The sequence below is a fragment of the Shewanella sp. SM68 genome (assembly GCF_025653925.1).
Classification (GTDB): domain Bacteria; phylum Pseudomonadota; class Gammaproteobacteria; order Enterobacterales; family Shewanellaceae; genus Shewanella; species Shewanella oncorhynchi.
Genome location: NZ_JAKKRU010000012.1, coordinates 18,295 through 35,583, shown reverse-complemented (window position 1 = coordinate 35,583; position 17,289 = coordinate 18,295). Strand labels below are relative to the sequence as shown.

Sequence of the window (17,289 nt, the reverse complement as noted above, 5' to 3'; positions counted from 1 at the left end):
TTTGAGATAAAGGATACAGTCAATGCCAAAGTTACGATCAGCTACCAGTACCGAAGGCCGCAATATGGCGGGTGCCCGTGCGCTATGGCGCGCCACAGGGGTGAAAGACAATGATTTTGGTAAGCCAATTATCGCCATTGCTAACTCCTTTACTCAGTTTGTACCGGGTCATGTGCACTTAAAAGACATGGGCTCACTGGTGGCGAGCGCCATCGAAGAAGCGGGCGGTATCGCCAAAGAATTCAATACGATCGCAGTCGATGATGGTATCGCCATGGGCCACGGCGGCATGCTTTACAGTCTGCCATCGCGCGAGCTTATCGCCGACAGTGTGGAATACATGGTTAATGCCCACTGCGCCGATGCTTTAGTGTGTATCTCCAACTGCGACAAGATCACCCCTGGCATGTTGATGGCGGCGCTGCGTCTCAATATTCCCGTCGTGTTTGTGTCTGGCGGACCGATGGAAGCGGGCAAGACTAAGCTGTCGGATAAACTCATCAAGCTCGACTTAGTCGATGCCATGATAGCGGGCGCAGATTCGAACGTGAGCGATGAAGACAGTGCCAAAATCGAGCGTAGCGCGTGCCCAACCTGTGGCTCTTGCTCTGGCATGTTTACCGCCAACTCAATGAACTGTTTAACCGAAGCACTAGGGTTATCGCTGCCGGGTAACGGTTCTATGCTGGCAACCCACGCGGATCGCCGCGAGCTGTTTTTGGAAGCGGGTCGCCGCGTGATGGCGTTGGCAAAACGTTATTATCATCAAGATGATGAATCGGCATTGCCACGTAATATCGCGAATTTCAAAGCCTTTGAAAATGCCATGACCTTAGATATCGCCATGGGCGGTTCATCTAATACCGTATTGCATTTATTGGCCGCCGCGCAGGAAGCCGATGTTGATTTTACCATGGCGGATATTGACCGCATGTCGCGCTTGGTGCCGCACCTTTGTAAGGTCGCGCCATCGACGCCTAAATATCATATGGAAGACGTGCACCGTGCGGGCGGCGTGATGGGGATTTTAGGTGAGCTAGACAGAGCCGGATTACTGCATACCGATGTGTTCCATGTGGCGGCCGATGAAGGTGGCAATTTGAAGTCTGTATTGGCGAAATACGATGTGATGCAGACGCAAGATGAAAAAGTAAAACATTTCTTTATGGCGGGACCTGCGGGGATTCCGACCACTAAAGCCTTTAGCCAAGATTGTCGCTGGCCGTCACTGGATAATGACAGACAAGAAGGCTGTATCCGTAGCCGCGAGTTTGCCTTCAGCCAAGAGGGCGGTCTTGCCGTATTGTCGGGTAATGTGGCCGAAAACGGCTGTATCGTTAAAACGGCGGGCGTGGATGAATCTAACTTAACTTTCGTCGGCACGGCACGTATCTACGAGAGCCAAGACGATGCAGTGGCGGGTATCTTAGGCGGCGAAGTGGTGGCGGGCGATGTGGTCGTTATCCGTTATGAAGGCCCGAAAGGCGGTCCGGGCATGCAAGAAATGCTTTATCCGACTACGTATTTAAAATCCCGCGGGCTAGGTAAGGTCTGTGCGCTGATCACCGACGGGCGTTTCTCCGGTGGCACTTCAGGTTTATCTATCGGCCACGTCTCACCCGAAGCGGCCGCTGGCGGCACAATCGCCTTGATTGAAAATGGCGATCGCATCGAAATTGATATCCCCAAGCGCAGTATCAAACTGGCGTTAACTGATGCTGAACTCAATGCTCGCCGCGAAAAAATGCACAGTCTTGGCCCAATGGCGTGGAAACCTATTGGTCGCCAGCGTTATGTGTCACTCGCACTTAAGGCCTACGCCATGCTCGCCACCAGTGCCGACAAGGGCGCGGTGCGCGATCGCAGTAAACTGGAGGACTAATTATGTTTACTGCATCTATGTTGCCACTCTCATCGCAAACTCAGGCGGATTTAGCCCATTTTCAGTTGGCACAAAGCTATTTGCAAAAAATCCTGTTGTCATCCGTGTATGACATAGCGAAAGTGACACCGCTTTCAAGTATGAACAAGTTATCGGCGCGTTTAGGTTGTCAGGTATTTTTGAAGCGCGAAGATATGCAGCCAGTGCATTCCTTCAAGTTACGCGGTGCCTATAACCGTATAGCCCAGCTGACGAAAGAAGAATGCCAGCGCGGTGTGGTGTGTGCTTCGGCAGGCAATCATGCTCAGGGTGTGGCGATGTCGGCGGCGAGTCGTGGTGTGGATGCTGTGATTGTGATGCCTGAGACGACGCCCGATATTAAAGTCGATGCGGTGCGCCGTTTAGGTGGCAACGTGGTATTGCACGGCCAAGCCTTCGATCAAGCCAATGGTTTTGCGATGGCGATGGCCAAAGAAGAGGGCCGAGTCTATATTGCGCCCTTCGATGATGAAGCTGTGATCGCAGGCCAAGGCACTATCGCCCAAGAGATGTTGCAGCAGCAGCGCGATCTCGAAGTGGTATTTGTACCCGTGGGCGGCGGCGGGCTCATCGCGGGTATCGCTGCCTATTACAAGGCGGTTATGCCGCAGGTGAAAATTGTCGGCGTCGAGCCAGAAGACGCGGCCTGTTTAAAGGCTGCGATGGAAGCGGGCGAACCTGTGACGCTGGCGCAAGTCGGTTTATTTGCCGATGGCGTGGCGGTTAAACGTATCGGCACTGAGCCGTTTCGAGTCGCGAAACTCTATGTCGATGAAGTGGTGACTGTCACCTCGGATGAAATCTGCGCTGCGGTAAAAGATATCTTCGAAGACACCCGAGCGATCGCCGAACCGGCTGGGGCTTTGTCCTTGGCTGGGCTTAAAAAATATGTCAGCACCAATGCCAGTGGTGATTGCGGCAATGGTGAAAAGGTCGCGGCGATTTTAAGTGGTGCGAATGTGAATTTCCACAGTCTGCGTTATGTGTCCGAACGTTGTGAGCTTGGCGAGCAGAAAGAAGCGGTACTGGCGGTGAAAGTCCCTGAGCGTCCGGGAAGTTTCTTAACATTCTGTGAGTTACTCGATAAGCGGGTGATGACAGAGTTTAACTATCGTTTCAGTAGTCGTGATCTTGCCGTGGTGTTTGCCGGCATTCGCTTAAGCCGAGGCCAAGGTGAGCTAGAACAAATCATTGCCACCTTAGAGGCTAATGGTTTTGAAGTTCAGGATTTATCCGGGGATGAAACCGCGAAATTGCATGTGCGTTATATGGTCGGTGGTCATCCACCAGAGCCTTTAGAGGAGCGTTTATTTAGCTTTGAGTTTCCTGAACATCCCGGTGCGCTGCTGAAGTTTTTAACGACCTTGCAGAGCAAATGGAACATCAGTCTGTTCCATTATCGTAACCACGGCGCGGCCTTTGGCCGAGTGCTGGCGGGGTTTGAAGTACCCGCGAGTGATGCCTTGCCGTTCCAACAGTTTTTAACTGAGTTGGGTTTTGTCTATCAAGAGGAAACCCAAAGCCCTGCCTATCAGCTGTTTTTAAATGCGGGTAACGGCAACAAGGCGTTACAACCTTAGCTCACCATGCGCGTGATAGTTATGTTAGTCATAACTAAGGCTAAAGGAGGAGCGCACAGGCGCTCCTTTTTGTGGTAGTTTTGTAGACTTAATACTCTAGCCGCCGATTAGCGCGCCACAGTTAAGTCGCTGACTTAATCCGCTGACGATTGGCTAACGAATAATAACTAGACTTCGACCTACACCTACACGCATTAAGGAGACATGATGTTACCAGCACCGCGTTTTACCGCTTTTAATCCTCCTCGCCGTATTTTAATGGGCCCTGGCCCGTCGGATGTTTATCCCGAAGTGCTTGCGGCGCAGTCCAGACCTACGGTTGGCCACTTAGATCCGCTGTTTGTGGGCATGATGGATGAGCTTAAGAGTCTGATCCAATACGCCTTCCAAACTAAAAACGAAATGACCATGGCGGTATCAGCGCCGGGCAGTGCGGGCATGGAAACCTGTTTCGTTAACTTAGTCGAGCCGGGTGAGAAGGTGATTGTCTGTCGTAACGGTGTGTTTGGTGAGCGTATGCGCCAAAACGTCGAGCGTATGGGCGCCATTGCCGTGCTGGTGGACAATGAGTGGGGCACACCTGTTGATCCTGCAGCGGTTGAAGCTGCGCTGAAAGCCAATCCCGATGCCAAATTTTTAGCCTTTGTGCACGCCGAAACCTCAACTGGCGCCTTGTCCGATGCCAAAACTCTGTGCGCATTAGCCAAAACCTATGGCTGTTTGAGCATAGTTGATGCGGTGACTTCCCTTGGCGGCGTTGAGTTAAGAGTCGATGAATGGGGCATAGATGCTATTTATTCTGGCAGTCAAAAGTGCCTTTCCTGTGTACCGGGTTTATCGCCCGTGTCTTTCTCGCCTGCAGCCGTCGAAAAACTCAAGAATCGCAAGACCCCAGTGCAAAGTTGGTTCCTCGATCAAAGCTTAGTGATGGCCTATTGGACCAGCGCGGGAGGCAAACGTAGTTACCATCACACTGCGCCAGTGAATGCGCTTTATGCACTGCATGAATCCCTGCGTATGTTAGCGGCCGAAGGCTTAGAGAATGCGTGGCAACGCCATCATGACATGCACTTAGTGCTGCGTGCTGGGCTTGAAAAGTTAGGGCTTAACTTTGTGGTGGCCGAAGATTCGCGTCTGCCACAACTTAACGCAGTTTATATTCCTGCAGGTGTCGATGATGCCGCGGTGCGGGCTCGTTTGCTCAAAGATTACAATCTCGAAATCGGCGCAGGCCTTGGTGCTCTTGCGGGTAAAGCATGGCGCATTGGCCTCATGGGTTTTGGTGCCCGTCGTGAAAATGTCGCCTTATGCCTCAAGGCATTAGAAGAAGTGTTGAACTAATATGCCAAGATTACGCCTTGCCTTTTGCGGGCTAATGATCGCTTTGCTCAGTGCCTGCTCGGTGAATAATACCAGCAATGTTTCCTGCGATTTTGTGCGCGGAACTAACAATAATCAAAGCATGCGCGACGCGAGCGGCCACGATACGGGCAGCGCCGATGAGCGGCAAAAGGATGTCGGTATCGGCTTCTTGAATGTTATCTTCGGCAGTATCAGCCGAGCACTTTCTTCCGATGATTCATCGGATGGAAAGTGTTTGTAACTTAGTTAGTTTTAGTGGTTTTGATTAAACGAAAATCCCCGCAATGCGGGGATTTTTTAATTTTGTTAATAAAGTCGCTTTTGGCAGCAGGTAATATTGATTTAGCACTGTCATTCCAGTGATACACCTACTTTGGTTTAAAAATAAGTCATCCCAATAGGCTCGACGATGACATCTCCTGCATATGGCTAGATTTATAACAAGACTAGAATGTCGCGAACACATGGATGTGAATGAGCGATCATGCCGCCAACGGTCACTTCCACGACAGTGCTTAATCCCATTAAACCCTTGGTATGCCTGATAGTCTGTTATTTACAATTATGCATTCCGAGAATTTAACAATGGGTGGCTCGTTAAGCTTTTTTGACTTGCGAAGGAATATTATGGCTAGCAACAGAGTAAAACGATGTTTAAAATAAATTTAAGTTTGCGCTAATGCTTTCTTAGGGACATTAAACTTTTAACCTATTACAGGGTAGTTATTTTGAGTACAAATCTACAACCATTTTTTATTGTGCAATCAGATCCTGATGGTAAGGGAATACCGTATTTTATGGATAAACATTGGACTCCTGAGCTACCTGACTATGAGTTTTATGACTCACCACCATGTGAGGTTGATTTTTTAAATGCTTATTCTCTTAAAGCAAAAACATATCAACTGAATGGTGATTATTTGGTTGATGAAAATTTAGTTTCTAATGAAATGTTATACTTGTGTGAAAAATTAAATATTAAGTGTATTCGTATTCCTGTCGATATTAACTTGCATCGAGGAGTTCGTCCGCAGAAAAAGTACTTTTTATTTTTTCCACTAAGTTATTTGTCTATCTTAGATAAGGATGAGTCCACTTATACTATCTCGATTGACTTAGATTCTGGAAAATTGAACACGCAAGAGGAACGTGGGTTAAAGAAGACATATTATGAGTCTATAGATAAATTTAAAATAAAGAATAATATTCATGAACATTTATTCTTTTGTAACGAGATAGCGGCTTCTGTATGTTCTATTCAGTTTAAAAATGAGTACGAAGCTCTTGGTTTAACGGGGGTGAGTTTTAAGGAGATAAATGAACATTATCAGTATTCTGCATGGAGCTGAGTGCATCATAAAATGAAAATATTGAAGCTAAGTACAAGGAGTGAATAATGGACTGGATTGAGTTAGAAGAAAAATGCTTTGAAATTACATACGATACAATCAAGATGTTATTGTTAGAAAATAAAGATGAGGCATTCTATGCGGTATCTCTTTACACTGACAGTAGTGCCATGTCAGCATCATTAAGTGCTAGCTCTGAGGGTAAGCTTAAAAGCATTCTCGTTGCTGAAGAAGATCAGAGCATAGAGTGTGAAAATTACTATAGATGGGCAGTATCTGAGTGGTTTTATGATGGATATAATGCGGGAGCCTTCTCCAAAATAAGTAAGATGCTTCGAGAGGACTCATCTCGAGAAATAAACTTTGCAAAGTTTAAAAATGAACTAATTAAGACATTATCAAATGTACTAATCAGAATAAAAAGAGAACTGCCTGTTGAGCTAAATTCGACAGTGTGTTTTGTTTCAATTACTGACGACGATGAGTCTGAGGAAATAGAAAGCTCTTCTGCAAAATTAATAAACGATGCACCCATTTCAATGGCATTTATTTTAAGATTTGACTAATTAACTGTGCAAGTTTATCTATAAAGATAGAAAAATAGAAAAATAGAAAAATAATCTCTTTTTAAAAAAGATGAAAAAAATATAGGACAAACGCATCTTTTCTTCATGGCGATTATTCTAAATCTTGATTCAAAAGATATGACTGCTGAGATGGTCACCTCTGTCTGGACTTCGGTTTGGGTAGTTCAGGCTATCAGAATGTACGGCAGTTTATGGGATTAAGCACTGGCATGTAAGTGACTGTTGGCGGCTTGGACGCTCTTTCACGTCCTGTGATCGCGGCATTCGCACTTCCGTGTGCAGCAGATGACGCCGTCGAGCCCGCAGGGATGATTTATTTTTAAACCAAAGTTGGCGCGTCACTGGAATGACAGTGCTAATCGCAACTCACTAAATATGCACAGGACAATCAGCCTTCGCTTTTTGCTAATTGACATATAATGTCATCCCGCTATTATGGCAGCACCTCAGATTACACGAACAAGATCCTATAAATGAAAAAGTTATTTATTATGCTGGCGATGATTTTTGCGGTTAGCTTAGTTACTAGCCCAGTCGTTGAAGCGAAAAAATTCGGCGGTAGTAAATCTATCGGCAAAAGCCATCAAACGGCTCCGGCTCAACCAGCGGCGACCAACACACCGACTACGGCGCCAGCGGGAGCACCGGGCAAAAAAGGTATGATGGGCGGCATGTTAGGCGGTTTATTAGCAGGTGGCTTATTGGCTGCGCTGTTTATGGGCGGTGGTTTTGAAAATATTCAAATCATGGATATTTTGATTATCGGTTTGCTGGCATTCGTGCTATTCAAAATCGTCCGTACTGTGATGGCCTCAAAAGCGGGTGTGCAGCCAAGACCTGCCTATGCAGGGGCGAGTCAGCCAAGTCCTAATCTACAACGCCAACAGACTGAACAAACAGGTTTTGCTACCAATGCAAACAGCGGCAGCAATGGTTTTGGCCAAGCGACAAGTGATGTGCCCTTTAATTTACCTGCGGGTTTTGATTTACCCGGCTTTTTGGAAGGCGCTCGCAGTCATTACAAAACTCTACAATTGGCTTGGAATGAAAACGATCTAAGCAAAATCCAAGAGTATGTTTCTATTGATCTTTACAATGAACTCAGCAACCAACGTCGCGAGTTAGTTGGCGATCAGCACACAGAAGTGATGTTTTTGGATGCAGAACTTGTCCGCGCCACGCACAATGCCAATCTTGCGGAAGTGAGTGTTAAATTTAGCGGCCGCTACCGCGATACTGTTGAAAGCGTAGAAGAGGACATTAAGGAAATCTGGCATTTGGAGCGTAACGTAACACAAGCCAATTCACCTTGGTTAATTGTGGGTATCGAACAGTAATCAGCCCAGTGTTTAAAGCAGCCTTAATCTCTTAAGGCTGCTGTTTACATCCCCTTTCGTTTCAATCCAGCCTTACCCTAGCAGTTCAACGTCATCGATAGATTGAAAAAATCCGGCTGTCATCGCATTCACTATTGGCGGCAGCAAGACTTTGCTGATTATTTTAAAGTAGTTAATTAGTGCATCAATTGCTAAATAAAAAATCCCCGCACTTAGCGGGGATTTTGTTATTTTTTTAAATGGTTACACAAATTGTCTGATGGCTATGGCGATAATCAGCACTGGGCAAATATACTTCACATACTTTGGCCAAATGCGCCAGAAAAGTCCTGTGCTATCGACACCTTCTTGCCCACGAATTACCTTGAGCAGCTGGGTTTGGCGCCAAATCCAACCTAAGTAAACCGCAATACCGAGGGCGACCAGCGGCTGGGCGATTTGGGTGGTCAGCATTATAGTGAAACTAAATAGCGTCTCAAAAAATACCGCCAGTAATAAGGATAATGAGGTCAACAATAGGCCGATGATCAAGGTGGCGCGTTGACGGCTGAGTCCGAACTTTTGCATCACATAACTCGTCGGCACTTCGGCGATGGATATGGCCGAGGTTAAACCCGCGATGATCAACAGAATAAAGAAAATCACGCTGATGATGAGGTTGGCCGTATCGCCTAAGGTCGAAAATAACGCGGGTAAGACAGTAAACACCAATGCATCCGAATCGAGTAATTTGCCCTCAGCGTTAAAAATCTGCACGCCATTGTGCTGGGCGACATACATGGCTGGGATGATTAAAAAGGCGGCGAGAAAGGCGATGCCGCTGTCGGTAAAGGCAACCCAGACGGTCAGTTTAGCAATATTCTCTTTTTGGCTCAGATAACTGCCGTACACCATCATGGCACCTGTGCCTATGGTGAGGGAGAAGAAGGTTTGTCCGAGCGCGCTGATCAGGGTATCCGGTGCCAGTGCCTTGGTAAAGTTAGGTGTGAGTAGCGGGCTTATCCCTTCGCTCGCACCATTTAGGGTGAAGATATACGCCACGCCCGCGATCAGCATGATCAGTAATAACGGCATTAAGCGTTTCGACCATTTTTCTATGCCTTCTTGCACGCCTTGCAGTAATACCAGAAAAACCAGCGTGCTGAAGATCAGTGTAAACACCAGATTACGTGACAGCGAAAAATCCACTAGCCAAGCAGCGGTATCATTCGAGCCAAAGGCTGTGGCGATAGGCGCGATGGCAAAGCTGACAAACCAGCCGGAGAGAATGCTGTAGAAGGTATAAATCAATCCCGCTGTCACTATGGAAAGCAAACCTATGGTCTTGCCTAAACCGCGGGTGAGCGTGTTGAAGCCGAGTTTGCCCATGGCATCGGCGGGGTTGGTTTGTCCGTGGCGACCTATCATAAGTTCGGCCATCAGCATGGGAATGCCTAGGATGAAAATCAGCACTAGGTACACAAGTAGAAAGGCGCCGCCACCATGGGTAGCCGCTTGGGTGGGGAATCCCCAAATATTGCCGACGCCAACGGCGCTACCAGCGGCCGCCATGATAAAACCTAAGCGTGAGCTGAAGTGGTTAGTTGAACTTGTATTGGCCGATTGCATTGTGCCTCCCGTAAAAAGAAGGCGTATCTTAGGCGGATAAATTAGGATTTCAACGCAATTTTAGTGCGTTAATTTGGTGTTAATCTGCAATAATTTATCGGTTTTTGGCTATAAGTTGATGTTGTGTGCCGCCTATCTGTTTTGTGCGAGATTTTATTGCTATCAGGTGCGACTGATGGTTGAGATTTGGCGAATCATTGCGATGATAAAAATTCATTGAATTGTGATCTTATGGTCAAAAAATACCGTATGGCAGATGTCTAACCGCTATTTTGTGCTATGACTGTTACTTGTGCCTCTGTCTTGTTTGCGGTGTTTGCTGTGACTGTTGGGTGTTGGCTTATGCTTGAATGTTGACATGCCCTAAGGGAATGGCCGTGTGGTCCTTAACCTTTTTGAGGACAAAGCTGGAATGCACCCCTGCGATATGCACGTTGGTCGTGAGTTTATCTAACAGGAAAGTGCGAAAGTGCGCCATATCTTGTACTAGCACTTTAAGTTGATAGTCGGCCTCTGAGCCCGTGATCAGCGCGCATTCTTGGACTTCTTCGTAGGCGAGTGCATTGGTTTCAAATTGATTGAGAATCGCCGGTGTATGTTTCTCCATTCGAACATGGATATACGCGGTCAAATGCAGGTTGAACTTATCCGCCGACAGACGCGTTGCATAATCGGCAATATAACCCGCTTCTTCTAAGGCTTTAACACGGCGCGAGCAAGGAGATGGCGATAGTCCGACTTTATTGGCCAGTTCGAGATTTGATAATCTGCCGTGGGTTTGCAGTAAGCGCAGAATCGTTAAATCGAGTTGATCGAGTTTGTAGGGGTGAGTGTCTGTCATCGAAAGCTTAGGGTTAACTGAGTCAGCCTCTAGTTTGCCAGTCTTAGCGGACTTTGCCAAAAATCTTGATCAAATGAGACATTTTAAGGTTGTGACAGTGATAACGGATAGAGATTTTGGGAGTCGCGCGGTTTGGAACTCCCGTTATTTACCGCTATTGTTATGATACTAATAAGAGTGAGACACTGTATGCGCTTGAGTTTGTTGCTAATCTGCTTATTCATATTACCGACTTATGCATTTTCTGCATCGTTAACCATTGGTAGCGCTCTAAATCGACCGCCTTATATTATCGAAGATGCTGAATCAGGGCTTGAGATCGATATTATTAAGGCCGCGTTTAAGGAAATGGGGCAGCCAGTCAACTTCAAATTCTACTCTCGTAAACGCCAAGTTTTATATTTCAATAAAGATCGATTGGATGCTGTAATGACGATGAACCCTGCGAATGGCGTTGATGGTTATTGGTCTAATGATTATGTTGAATATACCAATGTAGCGATCAGTTTGGCCGAACAACGCCTTGAAATAACACGTATTGCGGATCTTAAAAAGTACAGTGTCGCCGCTTTTGAAAATGCTCGCTTCTTACTTGGCCCTGAGTTTAATGCCGTAGCGCAACAGACTATTTATCGTGAAGTCGATAGCCAATTAAGCCAGAACCGTATGTTGTACTTAGGTCGCATTAATACTGTGATTGCCGATCGTTATATATTCGCTCAACTGAATAAGTTCGTTGAGGATGATGTTGATACCCAGCAAGCATTAAGCTACCACTTTATTTTCCCCCCAACATCCTATCGAATGGTGTTCCACAACTCAGTGGCGCGGGATACTTTCAATCAAGGGCTCGCTAGAATTAAGGCCAATGGGATTTATCAGGCCCTAGTGGCAAAATACTTAGGCAGTGCTTAGCAATGCCTAAGTATTTAACTTCATAGTGTTTGAAGCTATCGTATTTGAGTCGACAGCCAAATCGAGACGCTGAATTAACAGCGTTAGCGTTCAGATTCTTTAGCAAACGCATGGGAGAGTGGACGCAACTTACTGACAAAAAACACGCTACATCCGCTGATGATGGCGGCTAAAAAGGTTGAAAACAGCACATCCTGCGGCCAATGCATGCCAAGCAGCATACGGCTTAATCCCATCAAAAATCCCCAGCTCCATAACGCCATGACTAAGCTAGGTAATCCAGCGAGTAGCAAATAGTAGCTGGCGGTAAGCACTAGCGTCACAGCAAAAATGGTATGTCCCGAAGGAAAAGAATAGCCGATTTCATCTTCCCAATGCTGATGGATCCGTGAGTCGAGTTTCAAGGCGGGTTCTGCAGCGATCAAGCCATCGAGTGCATTGGCAATTGTCTTTGAACGTGACTGTTTATCCAATTGATAAAAGGCATCGAGTGAAAGCGGTTCATGCTTAGGCAGTGCTTGTTCTGCTAGAAAAACGAGATTAGGTCTGGGTTCTTTAAAATAGGATTTGAGGGTGTGGCTTAAGCCTAAACTGATAACTTGGCTGAGGCTGATGGCAAAAAATAAACTTATAAAGAGTGGTTTAGGCATATGACGATAGGCGATCGCCAATACAAACAAGACTGTTGCGACGCCATAGGGCGCAGTGCCCGTCATGGTAATCCAATATAAGGTTTTGGCTAAGGTAGAGTGCAGATCGATCAGTGGAAACAGCTGATTCTGTGTCAGTAATAGTAAGCCCGGAATGGTTGCCAACAGTATCCAAGCTAAACCTAAACGGCGTAAAAGATAGACGCTATGGGTCAAAATATAAGCCTCTTCATAAAACGCCATAGGCTACAACGCGGCAATGGTTTTGCCAATAAAAAAATCCCGACAGCAAAAGATGGCGCTGTCGGGGGTCTTCAAGGGTGGATCGGTAGGGCGCTATTGCGCCGTGTTCTTAGGGTGATGCCTAGTCACGAACATCAAAATCAACAGTACGACTAACAGTAAACCTGAACCCATCAATAGGGCGTAATCTTCCAGTTGCAGTATCGAGTACAGCACTGCATATAAACTCACCAGCATAATGCCCACTAATGCACCGCGCTTAATACTTGCTGTGGCACTCCCTACATAAGCCGATACCGACAGCACGGGAATACAGGCGGCAATTAAATAGGCATGCAAGAAGGCTAGATGCTCAGATAGCGAGAGTAGTAGCAAATAGAACAAGGCCATGGCGCTGCCGACTAACACATATTGAATCGTGCTTAGGCTGGTTTTTTGTCCGATTTCGAAGATAAACAACATGATAAAAGTCAGCACGATAAACAGTAGGCCGTATTTTACCGAGCGATCAATCTTGCCGTAGTGAGTCACTGGTTCGAATAAAATCGCATTGGCCGACACTTCAGTGAGAGTCGATTGATTACTCTTAATAAACTCTTGTGGATAGTTACGGGTTAAGTGGCTGATATTCCAGCTAGCAGTAAAGCCTTGCGCGTTGATGTCCCGTTCTGCGGGTAATAATCCCTTAAAGCTTGGATGCGGCCAGTCGGCGCGAATATTGATTAGCGTTTGCTCGCCTAGTGGCAATGCGCTGATAGACTGAGAGCCGCGTAGTGTCATGGCAAAATCCACACTAAAATCACTCGCTTCGCTGACTTGGATCTTTTGATTAAAGCCTTTTTCTAAACCGCCAGTGGTTAACCCCGTGCCCGACATCAGCGAGCCAGAGAGTAAGGTCGATTCACCGGTGATTTCAATTTTTTCTACTTTATCAATTGCTTGATTCGATGACACCCCAAAGACTAACCGGGCATTTTTGTTATCGAAGGCGATAAGGTTAGGAATATCATAACGGTTAAGGCTGAAGTCGGCCTGACCTTGTAGAGCTGCGTTATACACCAGCGATTGATAAATGCCACGGGTGCGAAAATCATGTTTTAGGTCTAAGTCGAGGGTGAGCTTTTTCGGTAGGATCACTAGCTCATCTTGATAGGTACGCTTCACTTCATGGCGAGTTTTACCGTCGTTACTGACTTCTTCTTGCAACACAAAATAGCTGTAAGGGATCACTAGCGCAGGACCTGAGAGGGTTTGCTGCTCACCCCATGAACGGCCGATTTCATCGACAACGCTGTGGTAAAGGGCTTGGCGATCAGAAGTCATATCCATAATGATCCCCAGCGGGATCAACGCGAGGATTGAGAGTATGCCAATGGTTAAGGCTTTTAATAAGGTGGTGTTTTTTAATGCAGTTCCCTTTGCGGTGGCTACTGCCAACGGTTCTTGTGCTGACATATCGATTCCTTGACTTCGATTAAATTTTTTGAGGAGTGCGCGCACCACTAAATAGGCTGCGCTACCAAATAAGGCCAAACTAAGTAGGGTGAGTACCCAGAAAATAATGCTGAACATTGAATTTCATTCCCTATGAAATACGATCGAGACTTATCCGCTAAGATTGTGCAGAGTTAACTCGGTATCACGGCGGGTATTAAAACAGATTTTCTTACAAAAGTTGCGGGCAAGTTGCTGATCAATAGTGGCAACATTATGGCGATTGCCGCTAAACCCATACTCATTATTCAAGTTTATGAATCTGATAGTGGGATGTCTTTGCCAAATTTTGGGTGTTTTTTCTCGTAGTCATTTTCTTTTTTAATATGCTTGAGCAGTGCTTCGAAGCTTTGCTTAAAGACGTCAAGTTCTGCGGAATAGACTACGGCATGGTGGGAAAACCAGTGGTGTTTTTCTCGATCACGGTTACTGTAATCAGGCCAAATACGTAGCTCATACTCATCACCCATGACGACAATGACATAGGCAATGGCGCCATTGCTAAAGATGATACATTGGGGCAGGTACACCAGCTCTTCGCCTTTAAATAACTCATACTCTATCGCTTCGGTGCGCCAACTCACTATCGGTAGCGGCGCCTCGATAGAGCAACCAATCGACTGATGCTGATTAAACAGTACCGCGTTAATGTCATCCATTGAAAAGGGCTGGTGATCGCCATTTTTAGCAGCAAGTGAATACAAGATATTCATTAAAAATGGCAGCTTAGTGCCATTACCTGTTTTGCGGCCGCAGAGTTGTGCTTGGCGATAGTAGATATTCATCATCAATCCTTAATGAAGAGCCTATGCCAGATAGGCTCTATTTCGAGTCGTGAAACTAACGGGCAGGTAAACCGATAGCCGTTAAGGTATAAATGGCTTATGTTATCCGAAGATACTGCCTAGTGAGTAGACTTGTGCGTACATTTCACAAACCTGCTCATTGAATAGTGTGCTAAATACTTTTATTTTCAGTTTGTTATATTTTTTCTCTGGTCAGATATTTGCTTGCCGTTGAATTTGGAGAATCGATGTCTAATCCCTTTTCACCCCGCGAGTGGCTGCAATTAAATATGCAGCAGCAAGGATTATTGCAACCATATACCTCTGTCACCGAGGCAATTTCACGTCTCAGTTATGTACAAATTGACTCTATCAACGTGGTTGAGCGAGCGCATCATCATGTGCTGCATAGTCGTATGCCAGAATATCAGCCAAAGATGCTCGATATGGCTTTAGCCAAAGGAGAGATTTTCGAATATTGGTCCCATGCGGCAGCTTATTTACCGATTGCCGATTACCGTTTTAGTTTGCAGCGTAAACAGCAGCTGCAAAATGGCGGTAAGCATTGGTTTGAGCCCGACGATAAAATAATGCAGGAAGTGCGGGCGCGAATCCTTGCAGAAGGGCCACTCAAGGCCAGTGATTTCGAACATAGTGAAGCTAAAAACGGAACCTGGTGGGATTGGAAACCCGCGAAAAAAGCCCTAGAGCAGCTCTTTATGCGTGGTGAGCTGATGGTGGTGCGGCGGGAAAAATTCCAGAAGGTTTACGATCTCACTGCGCGGGTGTTGTCACAAGATGTAAATGCCAAAGCACCGACAGATAGTGAGTTTACGCGCTATTTGATTGATCGTTATCTCGATGCCCACGCCTTCGGTACTGCGGCGCAAATGGCTTATTTACGCAAAGGTATGAAATCAGCAGTAGCCCAAGAGTTGGCAGAGCTGCTAGCTCACGGGCTATTAGCGTGTTTTAAGACGGCGGGCCAAAGCTACTTTTATCGCCCTTCATTACAGCTAAATGCACCATTACCTAATAAAGTGTGGCTGCTTAATCCCTTCGATAATTTATTGATCCAACGGCAAAGATTAAAGCAATGGTTTGATTTTGATTATCAAATTGAAGTCTATGTCCCAGCCGAAAAGCGTCAGTATGGTTATTATTCTTTAGCAATTCTGTGGCGCGACACTTTTGTTGGTCGCGTGGATGTTAAAGCCGATCGTCAAGCTAACCTATTGCTATTACAGCAATTGATTTTAGAAGAGGGCGTGATGGTGAATGGCTTAGATGAGGACTTCTGTGCGGCCTTTGATATCGCAGTCAGTGAATATGCTCGTTTCAATGGTTGTGACCGCTGGAAGTTAGTTAAGGCTAACCATAAAGGCCTTAAGCAAAAGTATGCTCGCCAACAAAAGCTTTAACTATTTGTCTCTTTAGTTGGAGCATCCATAAAGCGAAAGCAGCCATACAGTAAGATTAGATACAGCAGTGGCAACGCAGCAATGACTAAAGATGAAGAAGTCGCAGTACTATCGCTCGTAATGCGATAACAGGGAATATACACGGCGGGATAAACTAGGCTTCCCCATAGAAAACACTGATTCATCAATCGATAGATAAAAGCGGGTTTAATGCTTGATTGACTGGCCAATCCCATCAAACTGGCGAGAAGCACACCGGGATAAGTGAGTAGCGGCAGGCCACCAAGCAACAATAATCCCCAAAGAAGATAGTCCTGATAGTGTGTGCTGATTGTGACATCCATTGTAGCTTCATTCCTTGATTGTTCGACGCTAAAGCATTAAGTCTGTTTATGCTCTGGTTGCAGCGGTAGCTTTACTGCCAGCCCTTGCTGCATCTTAAGCCAAAAGCTTTGCTGACATAGATTGCTAAAGGATTTTTGCTGCGGCGAAATCGCAATATGAGCTGTTACAACCCGATAGCTGAGCCAATAATCTTCACAAACCATGTCTGACTCATAAACTTGTTTATCTTGCTCGCTTAGCTTGCTAATCACAACCCCGTTATCGAAGTGATAAAGCGTTATGGACTCACAAATCTCCACATTATCATCGTGATAGGTTTGCTGCTCGTTTGATTGGCTTACCACGTAGACAGGGCTTGGATAGCCTTCAATAGCAAGGATATAGCTGGCGAGTTGTTGCATTATTTCCCCAAGTGACTCAATGCTTGAAGTGTTAAAAACAAAAAAGCACAGCTGCGCTATTGCTAACTGTGCTCTTTCAAACATGCATGATAAGTTAGCCCGCCGCGTTGAGCTTTTTTTCTAACTCATTGACTTGAGCTTGTAGGGCTTCTAATTTTTCGCGGGTTTTCAGTAGTACATGTTGCTGCACATCAAATTCTTCACGGGAAACCATATCCAACTTGAGCAATTGATTTTGCAGTACTTGCTTACTGCGCTCTTCAAATTCACCGGCAAATTGCTTTAGACCGCTGGGCAAACTTTCGCTCAATTGTTTCGCCATTTCTTCGATTTTCTTTGGATTGATCATAATCTTGTCCGCCTCTTTACTGAATAGCTCGATTGTAACTCAGTACGTTAGCTTTCAAAAGTAAAGCAGACGCGTGAACACTTTAGTTGGCTGTTGTTGGG

At 46.0% G+C, this 17,289-nt stretch carries 17 protein-coding genes; 9 read left to right on the top strand and 8 right to left on the bottom strand.

Features of this window, described 5'->3' with window-relative positions; translation table 11 throughout:
• Nucleotides 1-22 precede the first annotated feature (22 nt).
• From ilvD to L5M40_RS17830, 7 genes are all read left to right on the top strand, one after another.
• Nucleotides 23-1,882 (top strand): dihydroxy-acid dehydratase, encoded by a 1,860-nt coding sequence (gene ilvD, locus L5M40_RS17860; RefSeq protein ID WP_263256986.1) that lies wholly within the window; start codon nucleotides 23-25, stop codon nucleotides 1,880-1,882.
• Between the two features lie 17 nt (nucleotides 1,883-1,899).
• The gene (gene ilvA, locus L5M40_RS17855; protein ID WP_168826081.1) at nucleotides 1,900-3,501 is read left to right on the top strand and encodes a threonine ammonia-lyase, biosynthetic; all 1,602 of its coding nucleotides are present in this window, start codon (nucleotides 1,900-1,902) and stop codon (nucleotides 3,499-3,501) included.
• 207 nt (nucleotides 3,502-3,708) lie between these two features.
• A complete protein-coding gene (locus tag L5M40_RS17850; protein WP_263257026.1) occupies nucleotides 3,709-4,842 on the top strand; it encodes a pyridoxal-phosphate-dependent aminotransferase family protein in 1,134 nt (377 codons plus the stop codon).
• A gap of 1 nt (nucleotide 4,843) precedes the next feature.
• Entirely contained in the window at nucleotides 4,844-5,104 is a 261-nt protein-coding gene (locus L5M40_RS17845; RefSeq protein WP_219251766.1) for a hypothetical protein, read from the top strand.
• 487 nt (nucleotides 5,105-5,591) lie between these two features.
• Nucleotides 5,592-6,212 carry an imm11 family protein gene (locus tag L5M40_RS17840; RefSeq protein ID WP_219251765.1) on the top strand — a complete coding sequence of 207 codons (621 nt, stop codon included), beginning with the start codon at nucleotides 5,592-5,594 and terminating at the stop codon, nucleotides 6,210-6,212.
• A 47-nt stretch (nucleotides 6,213-6,259) separates the two neighbouring features.
• On the top strand, nucleotides 6,260-6,778 hold the full coding sequence (locus L5M40_RS17835) for a DUF4303 domain-containing protein (protein ID WP_263256984.1): 519 nt from the start codon (nucleotides 6,260-6,262) through the stop codon (nucleotides 6,776-6,778).
• Nucleotides 6,779-7,272: 494 nt separating this feature from the next.
• Complete coding sequence (locus tag L5M40_RS17830) at nucleotides 7,273-8,136, top strand: Tim44 domain-containing protein (RefSeq protein ID WP_263256983.1); 864 nt, start codon at nucleotides 7,273-7,275, stop codon at nucleotides 8,134-8,136.
• A gap of 243 nt (nucleotides 8,137-8,379) precedes the next feature.
• Here L5M40_RS17830 and L5M40_RS17825 read toward each other — a convergent pair whose 3' ends face one another.
• Entirely contained in the window at nucleotides 8,380-9,744 is a 1,365-nt protein-coding gene (locus tag L5M40_RS17825) for a sodium-dependent transporter (protein WP_263256981.1), read from the bottom strand.
• Between the two features lie 340 nt (nucleotides 9,745-10,084).
• On the bottom strand, nucleotides 10,085-10,585 hold the full coding sequence (locus L5M40_RS17820) for an Lrp/AsnC family transcriptional regulator (RefSeq protein WP_105253008.1): 501 nt from the start codon (nucleotides 10,583-10,585) through the stop codon (nucleotides 10,085-10,087).
• Between the two features lie 189 nt (nucleotides 10,586-10,774).
• On the opposite strand from L5M40_RS17820, the gene L5M40_RS17815 reads away from it, so the two are divergent.
• Nucleotides 10,775-11,500 (top strand): substrate-binding periplasmic protein, encoded by a 726-nt coding sequence (locus L5M40_RS17815; protein ID WP_198573143.1) that lies wholly within the window; start codon nucleotides 10,775-10,777, stop codon nucleotides 11,498-11,500.
• 83 nt (nucleotides 11,501-11,583) lie between these two features.
• On the opposite strand, the gene L5M40_RS17810 is transcribed toward L5M40_RS17815, so the two are convergent.
• The 3 genes from L5M40_RS17810 to L5M40_RS17800 all read right to left on the bottom strand — a co-directional run bounded on the left by L5M40_RS17810 (nucleotide 11,584) and on the right by L5M40_RS17800 (nucleotide 14,672).
• Nucleotides 11,584-12,393, bottom strand: coding sequence for a phosphatase PAP2 family protein (locus L5M40_RS17810; RefSeq protein ID WP_263256980.1), 810 nt, complete (start codon nucleotides 12,391-12,393; stop codon nucleotides 11,584-11,586).
• 93 nt (nucleotides 12,394-12,486) lie between these two features.
• The gene (creD, locus tag L5M40_RS17805) at nucleotides 12,487-13,965 is read right to left on the bottom strand and encodes a cell envelope integrity protein CreD (RefSeq protein WP_219234870.1); all 1,479 of its coding nucleotides are present in this window, start codon (nucleotides 13,963-13,965) and stop codon (nucleotides 12,487-12,489) included.
• Nucleotides 13,966-14,141: 176 nt separating this feature from the next.
• Nucleotides 14,142-14,672, bottom strand: coding sequence for a hypothetical protein (locus L5M40_RS17800; protein WP_168825954.1), 531 nt, complete (start codon nucleotides 14,670-14,672; stop codon nucleotides 14,142-14,144).
• A gap of 248 nt (nucleotides 14,673-14,920) precedes the next feature.
• Here L5M40_RS17800 and L5M40_RS17795 point away from each other — a divergent pair, with 248 nt between their 5' ends.
• A complete protein-coding gene (locus L5M40_RS17795; RefSeq protein WP_263256978.1) occupies nucleotides 14,921-16,093 on the top strand; it encodes a winged helix-turn-helix domain-containing protein in 1,173 nt (390 codons plus the stop codon).
• Here L5M40_RS17795 and L5M40_RS17790 read toward each other — a convergent pair.
• The 3 genes from L5M40_RS17790 to ubiK all read right to left on the bottom strand — a co-directional run bounded on the left by L5M40_RS17790 (nucleotide 16,090) and on the right by ubiK (nucleotide 17,188).
• A complete protein-coding gene (locus tag L5M40_RS17790; protein ID WP_173496177.1) occupies nucleotides 16,090-16,437 on the bottom strand; it encodes a hypothetical protein in 348 nt (115 codons plus the stop codon). The genes L5M40_RS17795 and L5M40_RS17790 overlap by 4 nt on opposite strands.
• A 36-nt stretch (nucleotides 16,438-16,473) precedes the next feature.
• Nucleotides 16,474-16,839: a hypothetical protein gene (locus tag L5M40_RS17785; protein ID WP_263256977.1), complete on the bottom strand. Its 366-nt coding sequence runs from the start codon at nucleotides 16,837-16,839 to the stop codon at nucleotides 16,474-16,476.
• Between the two features lie 94 nt (nucleotides 16,840-16,933).
• Nucleotides 16,934-17,188, bottom strand: a complete 255-nt coding sequence (gene ubiK, locus L5M40_RS17780) for a ubiquinone biosynthesis accessory factor UbiK (RefSeq protein WP_006083441.1) — start codon at nucleotides 17,186-17,188, stop codon at nucleotides 16,934-16,936.
• Nucleotides 17,189-17,289: the final 101 nt, after the last annotated feature.

Excerpts from the sequence above, each read along its gene's own strand:
- L5M40_RS17820 (WP_105253008.1), bottom strand. The coding sequence starts at position 10,585 with ATGACAGACACTCACCCCTACAAACTCGATCAACTCGATTTAACGATT.
- L5M40_RS17835 (WP_263256984.1), top strand. The coding sequence starts at position 6,260 with ATGGACTGGATTGAGTTAGAAGAAAAATGCTTTGAAATTACATACGAT.
- creD (WP_219234870.1), bottom strand. The coding sequence starts at position 13,965 with ATGTTCAGCATTATTTTCTGGGTACTCACCCTACTTAGTTTGGCCTTA.
- L5M40_RS17800 (WP_168825954.1), bottom strand. The coding sequence starts at position 14,672 with ATGAATATCTACTATCGCCAAGCACAACTCTGCGGCCGCAAAACAGGT.
- L5M40_RS17850 (WP_263257026.1), top strand. The coding sequence starts at position 3,709 with ATGTTACCAGCACCGCGTTTTACCGCTTTTAATCCTCCTCGCCGTATT.
- L5M40_RS17785 (WP_263256977.1), bottom strand. The coding sequence starts at position 16,839 with ATGCAACAACTCGCCAGCTATATCCTTGCTATTGAAGGCTATCCAAGC.
- L5M40_RS17845 (WP_219251766.1), top strand. The coding sequence starts at position 4,844 with ATGCCAAGATTACGCCTTGCCTTTTGCGGGCTAATGATCGCTTTGCTC.
- ubiK (WP_006083441.1), bottom strand. The coding sequence starts at position 17,188 with ATGATCAATCCAAAGAAAATCGAAGAAATGGCGAAACAATTGAGCGAA.
- L5M40_RS17825 (WP_263256981.1), bottom strand. The coding sequence starts at position 9,744 with ATGCAATCGGCCAATACAAGTTCAACTAACCACTTCAGCTCACGCTTA.
- L5M40_RS17795 (WP_263256978.1), top strand. The coding sequence starts at position 14,921 with ATGTCTAATCCCTTTTCACCCCGCGAGTGGCTGCAATTAAATATGCAG.
- L5M40_RS17830 (WP_263256983.1), top strand. The coding sequence starts at position 7,273 with ATGAAAAAGTTATTTATTATGCTGGCGATGATTTTTGCGGTTAGCTTA.
- ilvD (WP_263256986.1), top strand. The coding sequence starts at position 23 with ATGCCAAAGTTACGATCAGCTACCAGTACCGAAGGCCGCAATATGGCG.
- L5M40_RS17815 (WP_198573143.1), top strand. The coding sequence starts at position 10,775 with ATGCGCTTGAGTTTGTTGCTAATCTGCTTATTCATATTACCGACTTAT.
- L5M40_RS17810 (WP_263256980.1), bottom strand. The coding sequence starts at position 12,393 with ATGGCGTTTTATGAAGAGGCTTATATTTTGACCCATAGCGTCTATCTT.
- ilvA (WP_168826081.1), top strand. The coding sequence starts at position 1,900 with ATGTTGCCACTCTCATCGCAAACTCAGGCGGATTTAGCCCATTTTCAG.
- L5M40_RS17790 (WP_173496177.1), bottom strand. The coding sequence starts at position 16,437 with ATGGATGTCACAATCAGCACACACTATCAGGACTATCTTCTTTGGGGA.